This window comes from Flagellimonas flava, assembly GCF_050617915.1.
In the GTDB taxonomy this organism is placed as follows: Bacteria; Bacteroidota; Bacteroidia; order Flavobacteriales; family Flavobacteriaceae; genus Flagellimonas; species Flagellimonas flava_A.
The window spans coordinates 1,013,943-1,031,856 of record NZ_JBODQE010000001.1 but is presented as its reverse complement, the minus strand read 5'-3'; the positions used below and the strand labels follow the sequence as shown (position 1 = coordinate 1,031,856).

The following is a 17,914-nucleotide window of genomic DNA, read 5'->3' as shown; positions in this document are numbered from 1 at the left end:
ATGAAGTTGGTTAAAGCTTATTCTGACGAGATGCCGTATAGGACGACGGATGGTCCGGGCCATTTAACCGGAAATGGGCCAACTCATCAGATTCTACTTTCATAGCTGTAACCAATGGGGAAATTTTGAGTATTTAATTTTAAATCCGAAATCATGAAGCTTTACATCGCACTCCTTTTTTTAATAGCTGCTGGTACTACTTCAGCCCAATCCATAAAAGGTAATGTGCAATCGGAAATGGGTATTCCCATTCCTTATGCCGCCGTAACTCTTAACTCTGTATTGGATGGAAGTCTGGTGAAAGCTGCCATCAGTGCTGAGGATGGAACTTTTGAGCTTAAAGGGATTCTCCCTGGCGAATATCAATTCAAGGTTTCCAGCATTGGCTACGCTGATAATGACAGAAAATTGAATTTCCAAGGGGGCACGCGGAACTTGGGACCGGTAATCTTGTTGGAAACAGCAGAAAATCTGGAAGAGGTAACTGTGGTTGCCGAGAAACCAATGGTTCAGGTTTTGGCGGATAAAACAGTGTTCAATGTGGAAAATACCATCAATGCCACAGGAACAAGCGCCTTCGAACTATTGCGCAAAGCACCCGGAGTGATAGTGGACAACAACGGGAGCATTATTGTGGAAGGTAAAACTGGGGTTCAAATCTTCATTGACGGAAAACCTTCGGTTTTACAAGGGGAGGACTTGACCAATTACTTGGAAAGTCTTCAGGCAACCGATGTAGAGGCCGTTGAGATAATTACCCAGCCTTCTTCAAAGTATGATGCTGCGGGAAACGCTGGAATCATCAACATCAAGCTAAAAAAAGACAAAAGTCTGGGAACCAATGGCACCTATACCTCAGGATTGACCAATGGGGATTTTGCAAGATTCAATTCCAGCCTGAACTTTAACAATAGGGGTAGAAAAGGCAACTTTTATGGAACCTACAGCAACAGGTTTGGGAAAAGTACTGGGTTCATCAATCTGTACCGAACCCAGGTCAATACCCAATTTGATGCCGAAACCAATAGCGTTTATGATCGCAATAGCAACAATATTAAACTTGGCTACGATTATTACATTGATGATAAAAATACCCTTGGAGCCATATTCAATGGAAATTTCAACAACGGCTTCAACACCAACAATTCCAGAACACCTATACGTCCTGTTGAGACTATTCAAGTGGACAGTATTTTGGTGGCGTTGAACCAGACGGACAATACTTCCTATAATGTCAACGCCAACTTAAACTATCGATATGCCGATACCTTGGGATACAGTTTTAATGTGGACTTGGATTTTGGTAAATACAATAGTGATAGAAATGCCTACCAACCCAACCGTTATTTTGATGCATCGGAAACGCAAATACTCGCAGAGCGGGTAACACTCCAAGAAACACCCATAGATATTGATATTGCAACGGTAAAAGCAGACTACGAACAGAATTTTCTAAAGGGAAAATTAGGAGTGGGTTTTAAATTCTCCTATGTAAATACTGATAACACCTTCGATTTTTTTAATCAGATAGGTGACCAGAGTGTTTTGGATCCAACCCAAAGCAATCAGTTCAGTTATAAGGAAAACATAAATGCGGCTTATTTCAATTACAACAAAAAATGGGGAAAATGGAATATGCAAATGGGCTTGCGAATGGAAAACACAATATCCGATGGGAAGTTAGAGAGCACTCAGGATAACGCAGATGAGCGGGTAGAAAGAAATTATGTAGATTATTTCCCTTCTGGCGGATTGACTTTTCAAATGAACCGCAAAAACCAGTTTGCCCTGACCTACAGCAAACGGATCCAAAGGCCCAATTATCAATCCTTAAATCCGTTTGAGTACAAACTGAATGAGCTTTCCTTTGGCAAGGGCAATCCATTTTTGCAGCCCCAGTATACGGATAACATCAAACTTTCCCATACCTTCAATTATAGGTTGACCACCTCCCTGAGCTATTCCTATATATCCGACTTTTTTGCCAAGGTGACCGTTGCAGAAGGGGAGAGCACCAACTTTTTGACCACCTTGAACGTGGCCGATCAGGAGGTAGTCAATCTTGGGGTTTCGTATCCTAAGAAGATTTATGAGTGGTGGAACCTTTATTTTAGTTTGAATGCCTACATCAGTGACTACAAACCAACCAGTCCCGAATTTTTGGCGGTGAAACAAGAAACGGTAAGTTTCTATGCCCAGAACACATTTACCTTGTCCAAGGGTTTTAAGATGGAAGTTTCAGGTTGGTTTAGTTCCCCGTCCATTTGGGGCGGAACCTATGCCACCAAATCTTTGGGGTCTTTGAATTTGGCTTTTCAGAAGAAATTTTTTGATGATAAGGTCACTGGAAGATTGTCCTTCAACGATATTTTGTACACAGTCCCATGGCGCGGCACTACGCAATTCGGAAATCTATTTATAGACGGCAATGGCGGTAGCGATTCAAGGCAGGTGGCCTTTAGTTTTACCTATGATTTTGGAAGAAACGAGATAAAAAAGGCTAGAAAACGCAAGACAGGATTGGAGGACGAAAACAAACGTATTGGAAGTTAGGGATTTAGATTTTTGGTTCGGTCTTTGATAAAAAAACCGCATAACCAAAAATTAAACAAAATGAAGATTTCCAACTTTTTTGCTTTTCTCTTTTTTCTTCCTGCACTGCTTTGTGCCCAAACAAATAAAAATGTCGAAGACCACCAATTTACGGTCAATGTATTGTTGCCGGGAGTGGTGTATGAACACGGAATTTCGCAGAATTCAACCTTAACCGCTGAAGCTACAATTGGCTTTGCGTACCGGGATTCGGATTTTTTCGGCTCTGGTTTTGGGGTTTATCCCATTGGAAAATTGCAATATCGGCACTACTACAATTTTCAGCGACGTTTGGATTTGGACAAGAAAATATCGGAAAACACGGGAAATTACATCGCTCCAACTATAGGATTGCAAGGAGGGAATGCTGTCTTGGGAGATTTGGATTATTCGTCGGATTTCTTTGCGGTTGCGGGCGCAGTGTATGGTTTGCAGCGGGTTGGAAACAAAGGCTTCAGTTTTCGATTTGAGGTGGGACCAGCCTATTTCTTTGACGAATTCGATGATGATTTTGGATTGTTCGTAGCCATTAAATTGGGTTGGGTTGTTCGCAAAAATAGATAGGCGCAAACTTCCTCATAATCAATAAGATAAAAATAACAATTCTTAAGGTGCACAAGTAAAAAATAGCAGTATCTTTGCGGGCTTAAAATTCAGCTTATGTCCAAGATCAAGAACATTGCAATCATAGCGCACGTAGACCATGGTAAAACTACCTTGGTGGACAAGATTATGTACCACTGCCGTTTGTTTCGGGATAACGAAAACAAAGGCGACCTGATTTTGGATAACAACGATTTGGAACGCGAGCGTGGGATCACGATTGTTTCCAAGAACGTTTCCGTAGTCTATAAAGACACCAAAATCAACATTATTGACACACCTGGTCACGCGGATTTTGGGGGAGAAGTTGAAAGGGTACTTAACATGGCGGATGGCGTTTTGTTGTTGGTGGATGCCTTTGAAGGACCCATGCCCCAAACACGATTTGTGCTGCAAAAGGCTATTGATTTGGGCTTGAAACCTTGTGTGGTAATCAACAAAGTTGACAAGGAAAACTGTACTCCAGAAGAAGTGCATGAAAAAGTTTTTGATCTCATGTTTGAGCTTGGAGCGGAAGAATGGCAGCTGGATTTTCCAACAGTGTATGGTTCTGCCAAGCAAAATTGGATGAGTGAGGACTGGCAAAAGCCCACAGACAACATAGAACCGCTTTTGGATATGGTCATTGACCACGTGCCGGAATTTAAACCGGAAGAAGGTTCAACCCAAATGCTGATAACTTCCTTGGATTTTTCTTCGTTTACTGGTCGAATTGCCATTGGTCGTTTGCAACGAGGTACTCTGAAAGAGGGACAGCAAATTTCTTTGGTTAAAAGAGATGGAAGCATCGTCAAAACCAAAGTCAAGGAGCTATTCACTTTTGAAGGATTGGGACGCCAAAAGGTTTCTGAAGTGGTAGCTGGGGATATTTGCGCCATTGTTGGTGTTGAAGGTTTTGAGATAGGTGATACGGTTGCAGATTTTGAAAATCCAGAAAAGTTGAAGACCATCGCTATTGATGAACCTACCATGAGCATGCTGTTCACCATTAATGATAGTCCATTTTTTGGTAAGGACGGTAAGTTTGTTACTTCCAGACATATCAAGGAACGTTTGGAAAAAGAACTGGAAAAAAACCTGGCCTTAAGGGTGGAGGAGACCAATAGTGCTGATAAGTTCATGGTTTTTGGTAGAGGTGTTTTACATCTTTCCGTTTTAATAGAAACGATGCGCAGGGAGGGTTACGAACTTCAAATTGGACAGCCCCAAGTAATCATCAAGGAAATTGATGGGCAAAAATGCGAACCTGTAGAGCATTTGACCATAGACCTTCCAGAAGAAGTTTCAGGAAAAGCTGTGGAGATGGTTTCCATCCGAAAAGGGGAGATGACCAGCATGGAGGCCAAAGGTTCCCGCATGCTTTGTGAATTTGTGATTCCATCCAGGGGAATTATAGGTCTGCGTAACCAATTGTTAACAGCCACGGCTGGTGAGGCCATTATGGCGCATCGATTTTTGGAATACCAACCCTTAAAGGGAGAAATTGCCCAGCGTATAAATGGATCGTTGGTTTCCATGGAAAATGGAACCGCCATTCCGTACTCTATAGACAAGCTTCAAGAGCGTGGTAAGTTTTTTATTGATCCGGGGGAGGAAATTTATGAAGGACAGGTCATTGGGGAGAACTCAAGAGGGGATGATATGACGATCAACGTGACTAAGACGAAAAAGCTGTCCAACGTGCGATCGGCTGGGGCTGATGATAAGGCTAAAATTGTTCCCGCTATCAAGTTTTCATTGGAAGAGGCTTTGGAATATATCCAGAAAGACGAGTATGTGGAGGTAACCCCAAATCATTTACGCCTTAGAAAGATCTATCTCAAAGAGGTGGATAGAAAAAGGAACAAAATCGATTAGGTTGGTTAATGGATTCCTGCTTTCGCAGGAATGACATCCCATATGATTTAGATAGTGCTTAACCCTAGAGGAAGCATAATACCCTAATTTCCAATTGGTAAAATTGGCCTTGGATTCCCATTTTCAAAACTAAATTTAACTCGAGTGTTAAATTGATATAGAGCTTTATGTGGATGTACAGGCAGGCAGCATATCCGTTTCCCTCCTTCCCTGTTTACTTAGAATTTGTCTACCTTGTCATTCCTGCGAAAGCAGGAATCCAGTTCCCAATGTATAAAACCGTCCACGCCTACTACGTATACATTCTTACCAACAAAAGAAACGGAACCCTATATATAGGAATGACCAATGATTTGGAACGGAGGGTCTTTGAGCACAAAAAGAAATTGGTGGATGGGTTTACGAAGAGATATGGATTGGGTATTCTGGTCTATTTTGAGACCTATCAATATGTGAAGGATGCCATTGTCAGAGAGAAGCGATTAAAAAAATGGAAAAGACAATGGAAAATCGAATTGATCGAAAAAGAAAATCCAGGATGGCAGGATTTGGCGGCTGACTGGTATGATTGATGGATTCCTGCTTTGGCAGGAATGACATTCTTGATTACCCGTTTGTACTGAGGTTTAAGTGCCCATGGTGTTGCTCCCGTAAACAGGCCACAGCAGGACCAATAATTCCTGCGTGATTCATTAATTCCGCTTTGACCACGTCGGTTTCAATAGTGATCAAATGACTGAATTCCTTCCACTTTTTGGAAGTTCCACCACCCACAATGATCAAGTCAGGAGCAGTGATCAATTCCACATAATGAAGGAACTTATTGAAGCGCTTGCCCCATTTTTCATAGCTTAGATTTTCCCGTTCTTTGGCAGAGGCGGCTGCCCATTGCTCAATTTTCTTGTACTTTTTATAGGGAATTTGGCCCAATTCAAAATTGGGGAGTAGAATACCATTGTAAAATGCACCACTACCCAGTCCGGTGCCTATGGTTATCATAAGAACCAAACCCTTTTGCCCTTTCCCAACACCGTAATTCATGGAGGCATAACCTGCAGCATCGGCATCATTGAGTACGGTAAATTCATGGCCGGTTGCCTGGGTAAATAGTTCATCGATGTTGACACCTACCCAGCTTGAATCCAGATTCCCAGCGGAGGTACAAACCCCATTTTTAACAATGGTAGGGAAGCCACAGCCCACTGGACCGTCATAATCGAAGTGATCCACAATTTGCTTGACAACTTCTGCCATATCATTGGGTTTGCGTCCCTTAGGTGTAGGAATTCGAAATCGTTCGGATACCATTTCGCCAGTTTCGGCGTTCACCAAGGCACCCTTAATGCCCGATCCGCCAATATCAATACCAAGAATTTCCATGAATGGAGTGTAGATTTAATTTTGACAAAGAAACAAAAATCTTTTTGCCTTCAAAGTGTTGATTTGTTGGATTTTCCAATTGTTATCAACGACCAAAATGCTGTGGAGTAAACACAAATTTTCCAATGAATTTGGTTTGTTCTCAAGTTCGGTTAGCTCGAAATTGTAACCTGTGAATTGTGCTAGATCTTAATCCTTATGCAAATATTTAGACAGCTTTTTGGATGACTTCAAAAACCTTACTTCCATCACATTTGAGTGTTTTGTGCGGATACTTCAATATCAGCGCATAGTCATGGGTAGCCATAATAATCGTCCTTCCTGTTTGGTTGATATCCTGCAAAACCTTCATGACCTCTACGCTGGTCTGTGGGTCAAGGTTCCCGGTAGGCTCATCGGCCAAAATAATTTCGGGATCGTTAAGGAGTGCCCGCGCTATGGCAATACGCTGTTGCTCTCCCCCGGATAGTTCATGGGGAAACTTAAAACCCTTGGTTTTCATGCCTACCTTGTCCAAAACTTCCTCAATTTTAGCATCCATTTTGGAGTCTTCCGTCCAACCAGTGGCCTTGAGCACAAATCTGAGGTTGTTGTTTACATTTCGGTCGGGGAGCAGTTTAAAATCTTGAAATACGATGCCAAGTTTGCGTCGTAAATAAGGAATTTCCTTCTCCTCCAGATTTTTCAGGTCAAAATCCACAATGGTACCCGTTCCCTGCTTCAAGGGTAAATCGGCGTAAAGCGTTTTCATGAAACTACTTTTCCCGCTCCCAGTTTTACCGATTACGTAAACGAATTCCCCTTTTTTTACTTGCAGGGTGATATGGTTTAGGATAAGATTTTCATTTTGAAAGACGGCGACATCCTGTAATTTTAAAATCGTTTCGGACATTTAAGGCAAAGGTTTATAAGGTTAAGCATTTGTTTTGCTCCTTGGGAACCAAGATTTTAACTCAATAAAGTGGTCAAAACCTATTCCAAAGTTACCATGTTTAAAATTAATTTGGACAGGACAATGGCTCTTTTCGATTTATTAAAAATATACTTTGGCTTGAATTTTGACGTTATGGTAACAGTCAATCGAGAACAGCGTAGAACACTATGAGTCGAAAAAGCTTCCTTTTAGTTCCCATTTTTCTGGGAACTGTTTCAATTCTTTTTGCCCAAGAGACCCAGGTATTTTCCCATGAAGACAAGGCCTTTCAAGACGCTTTGGCTTTGTACAACAATCAGCAGTACCAAGCTGCCCAGACTATTTTTGAAAAGGTAAAGACCACCACTTCCGATGGTGAGACGGAAGCCAATAGTGCTTACTATGCGGCCAATGCAGCTATTCGGTTGAACCAACGTGGAGCGGATAAAATGATGGAGGATTTTGTGGAGCGCTATCCTACATCCACCAAGCGAAATTCCGCTTTCTTGGATGTGGCCGATTATTATTTTGAGACGGGTAAATACCCATATTCCCTTAAATGGTATAAAAAGGTAGACCAGTCAGCCATGTCCAATGCGGACAAGGAACGCTTCAATTTCAACAACGGTTATGCATTGTACGCCTCCAGAAGACCAAAGGAGGCCGAACGCTACTTGAGCAGGGTGAGTACTTCCCAGAAATATGGCTCCCAAGCCAAATACTATCTTGGATACATTGCCTATGAGCAGGACGACTACGATGAGGCCAGTGCCCGATTTGATCAAATAACAGACCCGGAGTTACTTAACGAAAAGCTTTCTTACTATCAAGCAGATCTCAATTTCAAGTTGGGCAATTTTGATGAAGCTATCGCCATGGCCAAAAAGCAACTACCCAAATCGGACCGTAAAGAAGTTTCGGAACTGAACAAGATAATTGGGGAAAGCTATTTCAACCTAGAAAAATATGACGAAGCCCTCCCATATCTTAAGAAGTACAGGGGACGAAGAGGCAAGCTCAGTAATACGGACTACTACTTGATGGGCTATAGCCATTATATGCAAGGTGATTTTGAAGGAGCCATACAGCAGTTCAACAAAATAATCGGCGGTACCAACAGTGTTTCGCAAAACGCCTATTACCATCTGGCAGAATGTTATCTCAAGCTCGATAAAAAATCGGAAGCCTTAAATGCATTCAGAAATGCTTCCCAGATGGATTTTAGCCCAGAAATAACAAAGGATGCATTACTGAACTATGCGCGTTTGAGCTATGAAATTGGAAATGCCTACGAACCCGTTCCGCAGGTCATGAGCACCTATTTGGAAAAATACCCAAGGGATGAACACCAACAAGAAATACAGGAACTTTTGGTGGATTCTTATATCACTTCCAAGAATTTTGAGGGAGCCATGGAGCTTTTGGAAAAAAACAAGGGTTATGCCAGTAAGGAGACCTATCAGAAAGTCGCTTTCTATCGCGGTGTAGAATTGTTTTTGGATGGCGATTATGAGGCTGCCGTTGAGCGTTTTTCCAAGTCCATAAAAAGTGCGGAAAACCCAACGTTTGAGGCGAGGGCTCTATACTGGATGGCCGAGAGCAACTATAGGTTAAATCGTTTTGAAGAAGCTTTATCTGATTTTGGAAAGTTTGAAGGCAATTCTGCCGCAAGGAATTTGGAAGAGTATCAGGATTTGGATTACAATCTGGGGTATTGCCATTTTAAATTGAAGCATTACAATCAAGCCATTTCACATTTTAAAAAAGTGACAACAGTTGGTGGGACGGATGAAAAAACCAATGACAGTTATGTGCGTCTGGGGGATAGTTACTTTGTGACCAGCAAATACAATTCAGCACTGTCGGCCTACAATGAGGCTTCAAAAATGAATGGCCCTGAAAGAGATTACGCAGCTTTTCAAAAGACCCTTTGTCATGGATTTTTGGGTAAGAATTCCACAAAAATTGAAGGGATCAACCAATTTTTGACCCGTTACCCCAAATCTTCTTTACGGGACGATGCCTTGTTCGAGTTGGGGAATTCCTATATCAAATCGGATAATGAAAGTTTGGGATTGCAGAGCTATGATCGTTTGATCAATGAGTTTTCCAGAAGCAAGTTTGCACCGCGTGCCATGTTACGCCAGGGATTGGTGCACTACAATGCCAATAGGAATGGTCAAGCACTTACCAAATTAAAAGCGGTGGTTCAAAAATATCCTAATACCCAAGAGGCCAAACAGGCCGTGGCCACGGCTAAATTAGTGTATGTGGATGAAGGTAGAGTAAGCGAATATGCCGCTTGGGTACGAAATCTTGATTTTGTGGAAGTGACCGATGCGGAGTTGGACAATGCCAGTTTTGAGGCAGCGGACAGAAAATATGCTGAGCGAAAAACGGATGCCGCCATCCGTGCTTTTGAAGATTATTTAAAGGAGTTTCCAGCCGGAATCCATTCCCTACAGGCAAATTTTAACTTGGCACAGCTGTATTTTGGGAAGGAGATGAAAGACCAAGCATTGGATAAATATTTGGTGGTGGCGAATAGCGGAAGTGGCGAGTACACGGAACAGGCACTAACCAGGGTGTGCGAGATTTATGTGGGAAAACAGGACTACCAAAAGGCCATTCCTTATTTGGAGCAGTTGGAAAATACTGCGGAAATAGCCCAAAACAGAACTTTTGCGCAATCCAATTTGATGAAGGGTTATTATGGGCAAAACAATTACAGCAAGACCATTGCGTATGCAGAAAAGGTGTTGAAAGCTCCTAAAATTGACAACCGAATAAAAAGTGATGCCCAGATCATGATTGCCCGATCTGCAATAGCTGCTGAGGATGAAGCCTTGGCGGAGACGGCATATAGCGAGGTCAAGAAAATTGCCACTGGGGAGTTGGCGGCCGAAGCCTGGTATTACGATGCGCTCTTTAAGCATAAAAACCAGGATTTTGAAAGTTCCAATACCGCGGTGCAAAAATTGGCCAAGGATTATGCCGCCTATAAAGAATGGGGCGGTAAAGGATTGATCATAATGGCTAAGAATTTTTATGCGCTGCAGGATGCATTCCAGGCCACCTATATTTTGGAAAGCGTGATTTCCAATTTTTCGGAGTATGATGAAATTGTGGCGGAGGCCAAAGGTGAACTGGCATTGATCAAAAGCAGGGAGGCCCAAAGCAATTCATCCGTTGATCCAGGCAATTAATACGAGACATGATGCAAAGGAAAAACTATATATTTTCGATTCTATTTTTGAGCCTTTGGGGAGCAATTTTTGCTCAGGAAACCGATGACATAGGCACAGAAACGGTTACGGTGGTAAAACCGTATTCCCCCACCGTTTCGGATGCCTTTAAAATCAAATCGGCACCCAATCTGAACGATTCCATTGTACTCCAAAAAAAGAACATTGACTATAGCATCTTCTCGGTGCCCGTGGCTTCTACCTTCACCCCAGCAAAAGGAAAGGCCTCCAAGGTGAAGCGTACTCCACCACCAACCCTGTATAATTCCTACGCTTCGGTAGGTCTTGGGAACTACAACAATGCTTTGGTGGAATTGTATACCAGTCGTGAATTCAATCGTGGGGAAGATCTTTTGGATTTTGGATTAAACCATCACTCCTCAAGGGGAGCCATAGAAACCACTCCTTTGGATGCGGATTTTTACAACACCAAGTTTGATGCTTCTTATGCCAAAAAGGATAGGGATATGGATTGGGGTGCCAGTGTTGGTCTTCAACATCAATTATACAATTGGTATGGAATTGAAAATGGGGCATTTGATGAAACCACTGTGGCTGGAATTGACGAGACACAGAACTATTTCAATGCCCAGGCCAAGGCACATTTAAATTTGGAAGATTCCTATTTTAAAAGTGGCAAGGTGCTGTTGCGAAGGTTTTGGGATACTACAAAATCAGGGGAGAATCGTGTGGTTTTGGAACCATCTGTGGAATTGCCCATAACAGAGGAATTGGTGACCATCAATGCCAAATTGGACTTTGTGAATGGGAATTTTAAAAACGCATCCTTGAACAATACCCTTAATGATGGGGAAATCAATTATAGCCAGTTTCAAGTGGGAATCAATCCAAGTTTACTGGTATTGCGTGATGACTTGACCTTGAATTTGGGTGCCAATTTTGTTTATGGCCTGGACACGGAAAACAGTGATTCCAACTTCTATATTTACCCTGCAATTACAGCTTCCTATCGTTTGGTGGATGAAACGGTTATCGCCTATGGTGGAATTGAAGGGCAATTGGAACAAAATTCCTATTATGACTTTGTTCAAGACAATCCTTATGTATCCCCAACTTTGGACATCCAGCCCACTGACAAACAATACGAGGGCCATGTCGGTATAAAAGGGCAGTTGATGTCCAATGTGGGGTACAATATCAAGGGATCCTACACGGCGGAAAACAGAAAACCATTGTTCTTTTTAAACCCGCAGAACCTATTCCGTACGGATGACAAGGGCTACTACTATGGGAATTCATTTCAGGTGTTTTATGATGATGTAAAGACTTTGGGCATTTTTGGGGAACTGAACGTTGATGTAAATAGAAATTTCACCTTAGGTGTCAATGCGGAGTTCTTTGATTATGATACCGAAACAGATAATCCGGCATGGAACCTTCCAAGCGTTAAGGGCTCTGTGTTTATGGATTATCAAATCAACAAGCAATGGTATTTGGGAGCCAATTTGTTCTATGTTGGGGAACGAGAGGATTTGATGGCGCAGGCCATTCAAAATGCGACACCATCAGAATTTCCTGCCACCATTGTGACCTTGGATAGTTTTTTTGATGCCAACGCCCATGCAGGCTATCGATTTAACGAACAGCTTTCCATATTTGTAAAAGCCTCCAACATTGCCAACAACAATTACCAACGTTGGGCCAATTTTAGGGTACAGGGCTTTCAGGCCTTGGCCGGGGTTTCGTATAAGTTCGATTTTTAAAGTTATCCCAAAATTCTGGACATTCAACAGCTTTATATCTATCTTCCATGGTTAGGAGCATGTAAACTTGGTACATCAAATAAGACATAAGGAAGGCGATATTTTTGGGGTAAAGGGTAAAAAAGTGGATGGTAAAATACTTTTCTCCCAACTGCAAAAGTATGATGCAGCATCCTTGACTACGGACTACTCCATAAAGTTGGTTCTGAAGGGCATGGAGAAATATGTCTTTAACGGACTTACAAAAACGGTGAAACCTGGTCAGTTTTTGTTGGTACCTCCAGGAGTTGAGCTTCAAACTCAGGTGATGGAGGGACAGGGAGCTACTGGTATATGTATCTATTTGTCCAAGGACAGTTTTGAGGAAAGGTGTCATGACCTAACCGAAGAACCCATGAAAATGCCAACATTCCCGTTGGCCATCAGCACTACAGGGCGAGATGTACTCCAAAAAGTAGCTGGAGGAGGTTACAGAATTTCTCCCGACCACCACTTAAACGAAATTTTGGATTTCATGCCACAGTTCTTAACCCATTATTCAAAAAAAGTGCAGGGAATCAAGGTCAAAAAATGGGAAACCAAGCTCCATTTAAGTGAAAACTTGGAAAAGGCACGGGCTTTTATGGACGAAAACTTTTCCCATAAAATGAATCTTGATAAAATTGCCCAGATTGCTTGTCTTTCCCCTTTTCATTTCCAAAGAAATTTTAAGACGGTTCACGGGGTAACCCCAACCCAGTACTTAATGAACCTTCGAATCCAGCATGCTAGAAATTTAATTTCTACTGGGATGCCATTACATCAAGTGGCCATGAAATCCGGTTTCCGGGATGTGAGATACCTAAGAAAGTGCTTACTGGATTGAATCCAAAACCAAATTCGCAAGATTTTTGCAGGGCTGATATAGATCTAGAGTAATTTCCCTCTATGTTTTTATTTAATTTGATTGTAAACAGCAGGGATTTGAAGAAGAACGTACTAAAAAGGTATGCCTTAATGTCCGTTATGTTGGGTGCAAGCTTACTGTTTAGTTTGAGCTGTGCTGGCTTTCAAAAAGAGCCGAAACACCTAATCAAGGAGTTTTTTGATTTACCCTATTATCGAGGGAAAGATGTCGATAGCATAAAACACAAACTAAATTTGTTTGTGCCACAGGGCGTCCAAAATCCACCCTTACTATTGTGGATACATGGTGGTGCCTGGGCATTTGGGGGAAGGAAGTTTGAAAGCAATCTAGCCAGGAAGTTTGCAGGGGAAGGAGTGGCCGTGGCGGCCATAAGCTATCGGCTCAGTCCCGGTACTTGGAGAGATTCAAGATTTAAGGAAGGAGTTCAACATCCGGAGCATATCAAAGATGTAGCGAGGGCTTTTGCTTGGGTTCATGATAATGGAAATGAATACGGGTATGATTCCCGTTCCATATTTGTAAGTGGCTATTCCGCAGGGGGGCATTTGGCGGCCCTTCTTTCCATGGATCCTAATTATTTAAATGATGTGGGCAAATCGGTAAAGGATATCAGAGGAGCAATACCTGTTGCCGGGGCCTATGACATTTCGGCTTATCACCAAAGCCATTTAAGATACAATGGAAAAGAAATGGCTGAAAAACATGTGCAAGCCGTTTTTGGGAATACGGAAGCGTCTTTTAGAAATGCTTCGCCCACGAGTTTTGTCGATAACCAATGGGTGCCCATGCTGGTGATATCGGAAAGGGGGACCTACGATTATACAAGATTATTGGAAAATACTGCAAAACAAGCCGATTATGATCGCATGCAATTCCATCATATCCACAATGAAGACCATGAATCGCTATTGGATAATTTGGCAAAGTCCGACCAAAGTCCATACAGAAAAATGATCTTGGATTACATTATGGAAAACAAGGTGCAATACAAAACCCTCAATACAAACGGGGTACAGTTGGCATATCAGGTGTTTGGTACTGGTGACCCACTGTTTGTTTTGAATGGGGGACCTGGTTTTTCCAGTCATAATTTCCAAGGTCTGGCAAAAAAATTTGCCAAAACCCACCAAGTTGTTCTTTTTGATCAAAGGGGTACGGGCTTTTCCGAATTGAATTCCGAAACTATTTCCATGAAAGTCATGGTAGAGGATTTGGAGGCTCTCAGGAAACATTTGGGATATGACCAGATAAGTTTGTTTGGGCAATCCTTTGGTGGTATGTATGCCATGAGCTATGCCGAAGCCTATCCTACTTGTGTAAAATCCATGATTTTATCCCATTCTGGGGGAATGGACCTTCAGTTTTTGGAGGATACCAATGAACGGTTGATGCGTGGTTTAACACCCGAGGATCATGAATCCCTGAGGGAAGTGTCAAGTATCAAAAATCCGGAATTACAAATGTTACATCGACATAAAGCTTTGGCAGCAGGTTATGTTTATGATAAAACTTTACGGAACCGTGTTTTTAAGGGACTTGCCTTTAATTCTCGTTTTTATCCGGAAGTGAATCAACAAGTTTGGTCCGATTTAAGGAAAAATGGTTATGACGTGTCCAAGGCAATGGAACAGTTTAAAAACCCTGTGCTGATCCTGCATGGGGACCACGATGTTGTTCATCCCCAGGTAGCGAAAATGGCACACCAGACCTTTCCCAATTCCAAACTCACTATTCTAGAGAATTGTGCCCATTACGGATGGCTTGATGCTCCCAAAACGTACTTCGCAACCATTGAAGATTTTCTTCGCAACCTCTAGCTTTGTAGGAAAAACACAATAAAGTCCTAAGAAAATCGTTATTACATGCACGCCTATCAGTTCGTAAGGGACAGATAGGCTACCCCACATGGATTGGAAATCATGCGATTACGATTCAGCAACATATTGACCAACCTCACAATTTCCCTGTGTATTACATCGGGGATTGCCCAAAACCTCGTCCACAATGGTGGATTTGAGGATTTTGTGGAATGCCCTGTTAAAATGAGCAATCTTAACGGTGATACCGAGTATTGGAGCGCTCCAACCCTGGGTACCACGGATTATTTTAACGAGTGCAGCAAGACCAAGTTGGGGATTCCCATGAATTTTAAAGGAAAGCAGGAAGCATATCAAGGAAATGCCTATGCCGGCCTGTATCTTTTTGCACCAAAGGACTATCGGGAGTATATTCAAGTAGAACTTAAGGAAACCCTGAAAAAAGGGCATAGATACAGATTGAGCTTGTCTATGAGCCTTTCTGAAAAATCAGATGGGGCCGTGATGGATTTGGGTGCTGTTTTTGCCCAAAAACCACTCTCCATTCATACCAAAAGACAACTTTCCAATGCAGTTTTGGCATCAAGCAAGACCCGAACAACCCACGCCAAGCAATTTTCGGCTACTGGCTTTTACGATGATAAAAAGGAATGGATGCAGGTGAGTTTGGATATTGTGGCCAAAGGATTTGAAAGGCATTTGGTGTTGGGCAATTTTAAAAGCAATGGCGGAACGCATTACCTGGATTTTGGTAAACGAACCGCTGGAGCAGAGGGTTATTCCTACTACTATTTGGACGATGTTGCCTTAATATACTTGGGGCCGGATTATCAACCCAATCAAAGCTATGTGCTCAATCATGTCAACTTCGACTTTGACCGTTTTGAGTTGGAGCCAAAAGCAAAACAGAGTTTAAAGGATGTCTATGACTATTTAAGAAAGAACCCTCAACTCAAGGTTTCCATTAGCGGTCATACAGACGATCAAGGTTCTGATGACTACAATGATGTGCTCTCCAAACAAAGAGCTACCACGGTTGCCAGATATTTGATGAGTTTGGGATTAAAACCACATCGAATTTCTTCCCAGGGGTATGGCAATAAACTGCCTTTGGACAGTGCCCTTACTGATAAGGCCAGACGCAAAAACCGTCGTGTGGAGTTTGTGATGACGGAGTTTGTGGACGACGAGTAATTCGCTTATTTTCTTTCTAATCTAGATTTAGTGTTGTGTGCTTGAAGTGCCACTTAATAGTTCCTTCATTTCCGCATCATACTCCAAAACAATACTCTCGGTACTTCCACCATCCAAAACAAAGAATGATTCAGGTCGGTACCCTTTGGATTTAATATTGATTTTCCAATGAAAAGCCTTTTCGCTAGCAAGCACAAAGGAGCCATCGTAGTCCGTGTAAGCGATACTATCGGTACCACTTATTTCAACGGAAGCTCGGTAAATGGGAAAGCCAAGCTCGTCTACAATTTTGCCCGTTATCTGATTTTGACCAAAACCAAAACAGGGCACAAGGCACATCATTAGCATAAAGGTCACTATGCGCATCATAGTAAGATTTGGACTATAGTAACGTATTTTATTGAAAGTTAGTATCATATGCTGCGCTAAACTGAAGCAACAAAATTGAAAAGTTAGACAATACAGGCCTAAATCCAACGTTTATATAGGCAGTACGAGAACCTAAAAACATAATTTCTATGATTTATAAGGTTACTCGTATTTTTTTTCTTCCTGTATTAGCCCTTTTGTTGAACCAAGCGATGGTTGGGCAGAATCTAATACTGAATCCCAGCTTTGAAAGGCATAATGCTTGTCCTGTCAATATTACTGCATTTGACTCTTTGCTTGAAGATATTTCAATTCCTTCATCAAGCTCTGGAGATTATTTTCATGAGTGTGGTTCCGATGACTTTGGTGTACCCGCCAATTTTAAAGGCAGTCAAAAGGCAACGGATGGCTCCGGCTACGTAGGGCTGTATTTCTATGCCCTTAACGACTACCGCGAGTATGTTCAATTGAACACCAGCAAAACCTTGAGGGAGAAACACCCCTATAAATTATCATTGCAAGTAAGTCTTGCCGATGCGTCAACTTTGGCCTTGAAAAATATTTCGGTGATGCTGGTCAACAAAAAAATCAAGTTGCCCAATAGTTCGGCACTTACCACTTCCCGTTTGGATTTTCAAGAAGATGTCATATTCCAAGAGGTAAAGCTAAAACCAAATAAATCCTTGGCCAATACGGATGAATGGATAACCCTTACCGCAGAATTTGAAGCCAAGGGTTTTGAAAATCATATCATCGTTGGAAATTTTGCCAGCAATACGGATACAGCACTCTTGGAAAAAGCAACTCCGGTATTGTCAAGTGACTTCTCCTATTATTATGTGGATAATTTTGCCCTGGAAGAGTTGCCAAGGGTCAATTATGAAAAAGACAAGATCTATGTGTTGGAGCGTAATCCTTTTGAACCCAAGGGATACGAGTTGGACGCGGAGGCTATTGCCAATGTCAAGAAAATATTCAAATACCTCAAGGAGAATGCTGAGGTCCAGATGAAGATTACAGGACATTCGGACAACGTTGGAAAACCGGGTTATGACAAGTTCATTTCCTCCTTGAGAGCTAGGGCGGTTGCACTTTATCTCAAGAAACTAGGTATTGATGACAGCCGTATCGTCTGGGAAGGTGTTGGCAGTACAAGACCCCTGGGCAATGGAAAACTCAAGGATGATCATTTGTCCAATAGAAGGGTTGAATTTGTTATGACCGAGGTGAAGGATTAAAAAATAGGTAAATAACCAACTAGAACTGTTAATTGAAATCACCTCTTTAGAGGTGATTTTTTTTATATCCCATGG

13 protein-coding genes are annotated in these 17,914 nt (G+C 42.1%); 10 read left to right on the top strand and 3 right to left on the bottom strand.

All coding sequences use genetic code 11. From position 1 onward, the window contains the following. Positions 1–153: 153 nt before the first annotated feature. The 4 genes from ACRHOZ_RS04700 to ACRHOZ_RS04685 all read left to right on the top strand — a co-directional run bounded on the left by ACRHOZ_RS04700 (position 154) and on the right by ACRHOZ_RS04685 (position 5,624). Positions 154–2,553, top strand: coding sequence for a TonB-dependent receptor domain-containing protein (locus ACRHOZ_RS04700; protein WP_431122913.1), 2,400 nt, complete (start codon positions 154–156; stop codon positions 2,551–2,553). Between the two features lie 60 nt (positions 2,554–2,613). Next, positions 2,614–3,156: a hypothetical protein gene (locus tag ACRHOZ_RS04695; protein ID WP_431122911.1), complete on the top strand. Its 543-nt coding sequence runs from the start codon at positions 2,614–2,616 to the stop codon at positions 3,154–3,156. A gap of 96 nt (positions 3,157–3,252) precedes the next feature. Further along, positions 3,253–5,052 carry a translational GTPase TypA gene (typA, locus tag ACRHOZ_RS04690; RefSeq protein ID WP_431122909.1) on the top strand — a complete coding sequence of 600 codons (1,800 nt, stop codon included), beginning with the start codon at positions 3,253–3,255 and terminating at the stop codon, positions 5,050–5,052. Between the two features lie 269 nt (positions 5,053–5,321). After that, positions 5,322–5,624: a GIY-YIG nuclease family protein gene (locus ACRHOZ_RS04685; RefSeq protein WP_431122907.1), complete on the top strand. Its 303-nt coding sequence runs from the start codon at positions 5,322–5,324 to the stop codon at positions 5,622–5,624. Between the two features lie 34 nt (positions 5,625–5,658). Here ACRHOZ_RS04685 and ppgK read toward each other — a convergent pair whose 3' ends face one another. After that, positions 5,659–6,432, bottom strand: a complete 774-nt coding sequence (ppgK, locus tag ACRHOZ_RS04680; RefSeq protein WP_431122904.1) for a polyphosphate--glucose phosphotransferase — start codon at positions 6,430–6,432, stop codon at positions 5,659–5,661. Between the two features lie 208 nt (positions 6,433–6,640). Further along, positions 6,641–7,324 carry a cell division ATP-binding protein FtsE gene (locus ACRHOZ_RS04675; RefSeq protein ID WP_431122902.1) on the bottom strand — a complete coding sequence of 228 codons (684 nt, stop codon included), beginning with the start codon at positions 7,322–7,324 and terminating at the stop codon, positions 6,641–6,643. Between the two features lie 209 nt (positions 7,325–7,533). On the opposite strand from ACRHOZ_RS04675, the gene ACRHOZ_RS04670 reads away from it, so the two are divergent. From ACRHOZ_RS04670 to ACRHOZ_RS04650, 5 genes are all read left to right on the top strand, one after another. Then, the gene (locus ACRHOZ_RS04670) at positions 7,534–10,551 is read left to right on the top strand and encodes a tetratricopeptide repeat protein (RefSeq protein ID WP_431122900.1); all 3,018 of its coding nucleotides are present in this window, start codon (positions 7,534–7,536) and stop codon (positions 10,549–10,551) included. A gap of 11 nt (positions 10,552–10,562) precedes the next feature. Further along, positions 10,563–12,314, top strand: a complete 1,752-nt coding sequence (locus tag ACRHOZ_RS04665) for a TonB-dependent receptor (RefSeq protein ID WP_431123330.1) — start codon at positions 10,563–10,565, stop codon at positions 12,312–12,314. Positions 12,315–12,381: 67 nt separating this feature from the next. Further along, positions 12,382–13,179, top strand: coding sequence for a helix-turn-helix domain-containing protein (locus ACRHOZ_RS04660; RefSeq protein ID WP_431122898.1), 798 nt, complete (start codon positions 12,382–12,384; stop codon positions 13,177–13,179). A 98-nt stretch (positions 13,180–13,277) separates the two neighbouring features. After that, positions 13,278–15,038 (top strand): alpha/beta hydrolase, encoded by a 1,761-nt coding sequence (locus tag ACRHOZ_RS04655; protein ID WP_431122896.1) that lies wholly within the window; start codon positions 13,278–13,280, stop codon positions 15,036–15,038. Positions 15,039–15,140: 102 nt separating this feature from the next. Beyond that, the gene (locus tag ACRHOZ_RS04650; RefSeq protein ID WP_431122894.1) at positions 15,141–16,232 is read left to right on the top strand and encodes an OmpA family protein; all 1,092 of its coding nucleotides are present in this window, start codon (positions 15,141–15,143) and stop codon (positions 16,230–16,232) included. 27 nt (positions 16,233–16,259) lie between these two features. Here ACRHOZ_RS04650 and ACRHOZ_RS04645 read toward each other — a convergent pair whose 3' ends face one another. Beyond that, on the bottom strand, positions 16,260–16,601 hold the full coding sequence (locus tag ACRHOZ_RS04645) for a carboxypeptidase-like regulatory domain-containing protein (protein WP_431122892.1): 342 nt from the start codon (positions 16,599–16,601) through the stop codon (positions 16,260–16,262). Positions 16,602–16,750: 149 nt separating this feature from the next. On the opposite strand from ACRHOZ_RS04645, the gene ACRHOZ_RS04640 reads away from it, so the two are divergent. Further along, positions 16,751–17,839, top strand: coding sequence for an OmpA family protein (locus tag ACRHOZ_RS04640; protein WP_431122890.1), 1,089 nt, complete (start codon positions 16,751–16,753; stop codon positions 17,837–17,839). Positions 17,840–17,914: the final 75 nt, after the last annotated feature.

What these genes read in the sequence shown, in the direction of transcription:
- ACRHOZ_RS04675 (WP_431122902.1), bottom strand. Translation starts at nt 7,324, where the DNA reads ATGTCCGAAACGATTTTAAAATTACAGGATGTCGCCGTCTTTCAAAAT.
- ACRHOZ_RS04700 (WP_431122913.1), top strand. Translation starts at nt 154, where the DNA reads ATGAAGCTTTACATCGCACTCCTTTTTTTAATAGCTGCTGGTACTACT.
- ACRHOZ_RS04695 (WP_431122911.1), top strand. Translation starts at nt 2,614, where the DNA reads ATGAAGATTTCCAACTTTTTTGCTTTTCTCTTTTTTCTTCCTGCACTG.
- typA (WP_431122909.1), top strand. Translation starts at nt 3,253, where the DNA reads ATGTCCAAGATCAAGAACATTGCAATCATAGCGCACGTAGACCATGGT.
- ACRHOZ_RS04685 (WP_431122907.1), top strand. Translation starts at nt 5,322, where the DNA reads ATGTATAAAACCGTCCACGCCTACTACGTATACATTCTTACCAACAAA.
- ACRHOZ_RS04670 (WP_431122900.1), top strand. Translation starts at nt 7,534, where the DNA reads ATGAGTCGAAAAAGCTTCCTTTTAGTTCCCATTTTTCTGGGAACTGTT.
- ppgK (WP_431122904.1), bottom strand. Translation starts at nt 6,432, where the DNA reads ATGGAAATTCTTGGTATTGATATTGGCGGATCGGGCATTAAGGGTGCC.
- ACRHOZ_RS04665 (WP_431123330.1), top strand. Translation starts at nt 10,563, where the DNA reads ATGCAAAGGAAAAACTATATATTTTCGATTCTATTTTTGAGCCTTTGG.
- ACRHOZ_RS04640 (WP_431122890.1), top strand. Translation starts at nt 16,751, where the DNA reads ATGATTTATAAGGTTACTCGTATTTTTTTTCTTCCTGTATTAGCCCTT.
- ACRHOZ_RS04650 (WP_431122894.1), top strand. Translation starts at nt 15,141, where the DNA reads ATGCGATTACGATTCAGCAACATATTGACCAACCTCACAATTTCCCTG.
- ACRHOZ_RS04645 (WP_431122892.1), bottom strand. Translation starts at nt 16,601, where the DNA reads ATGATGCGCATAGTGACCTTTATGCTAATGATGTGCCTTGTGCCCTGT.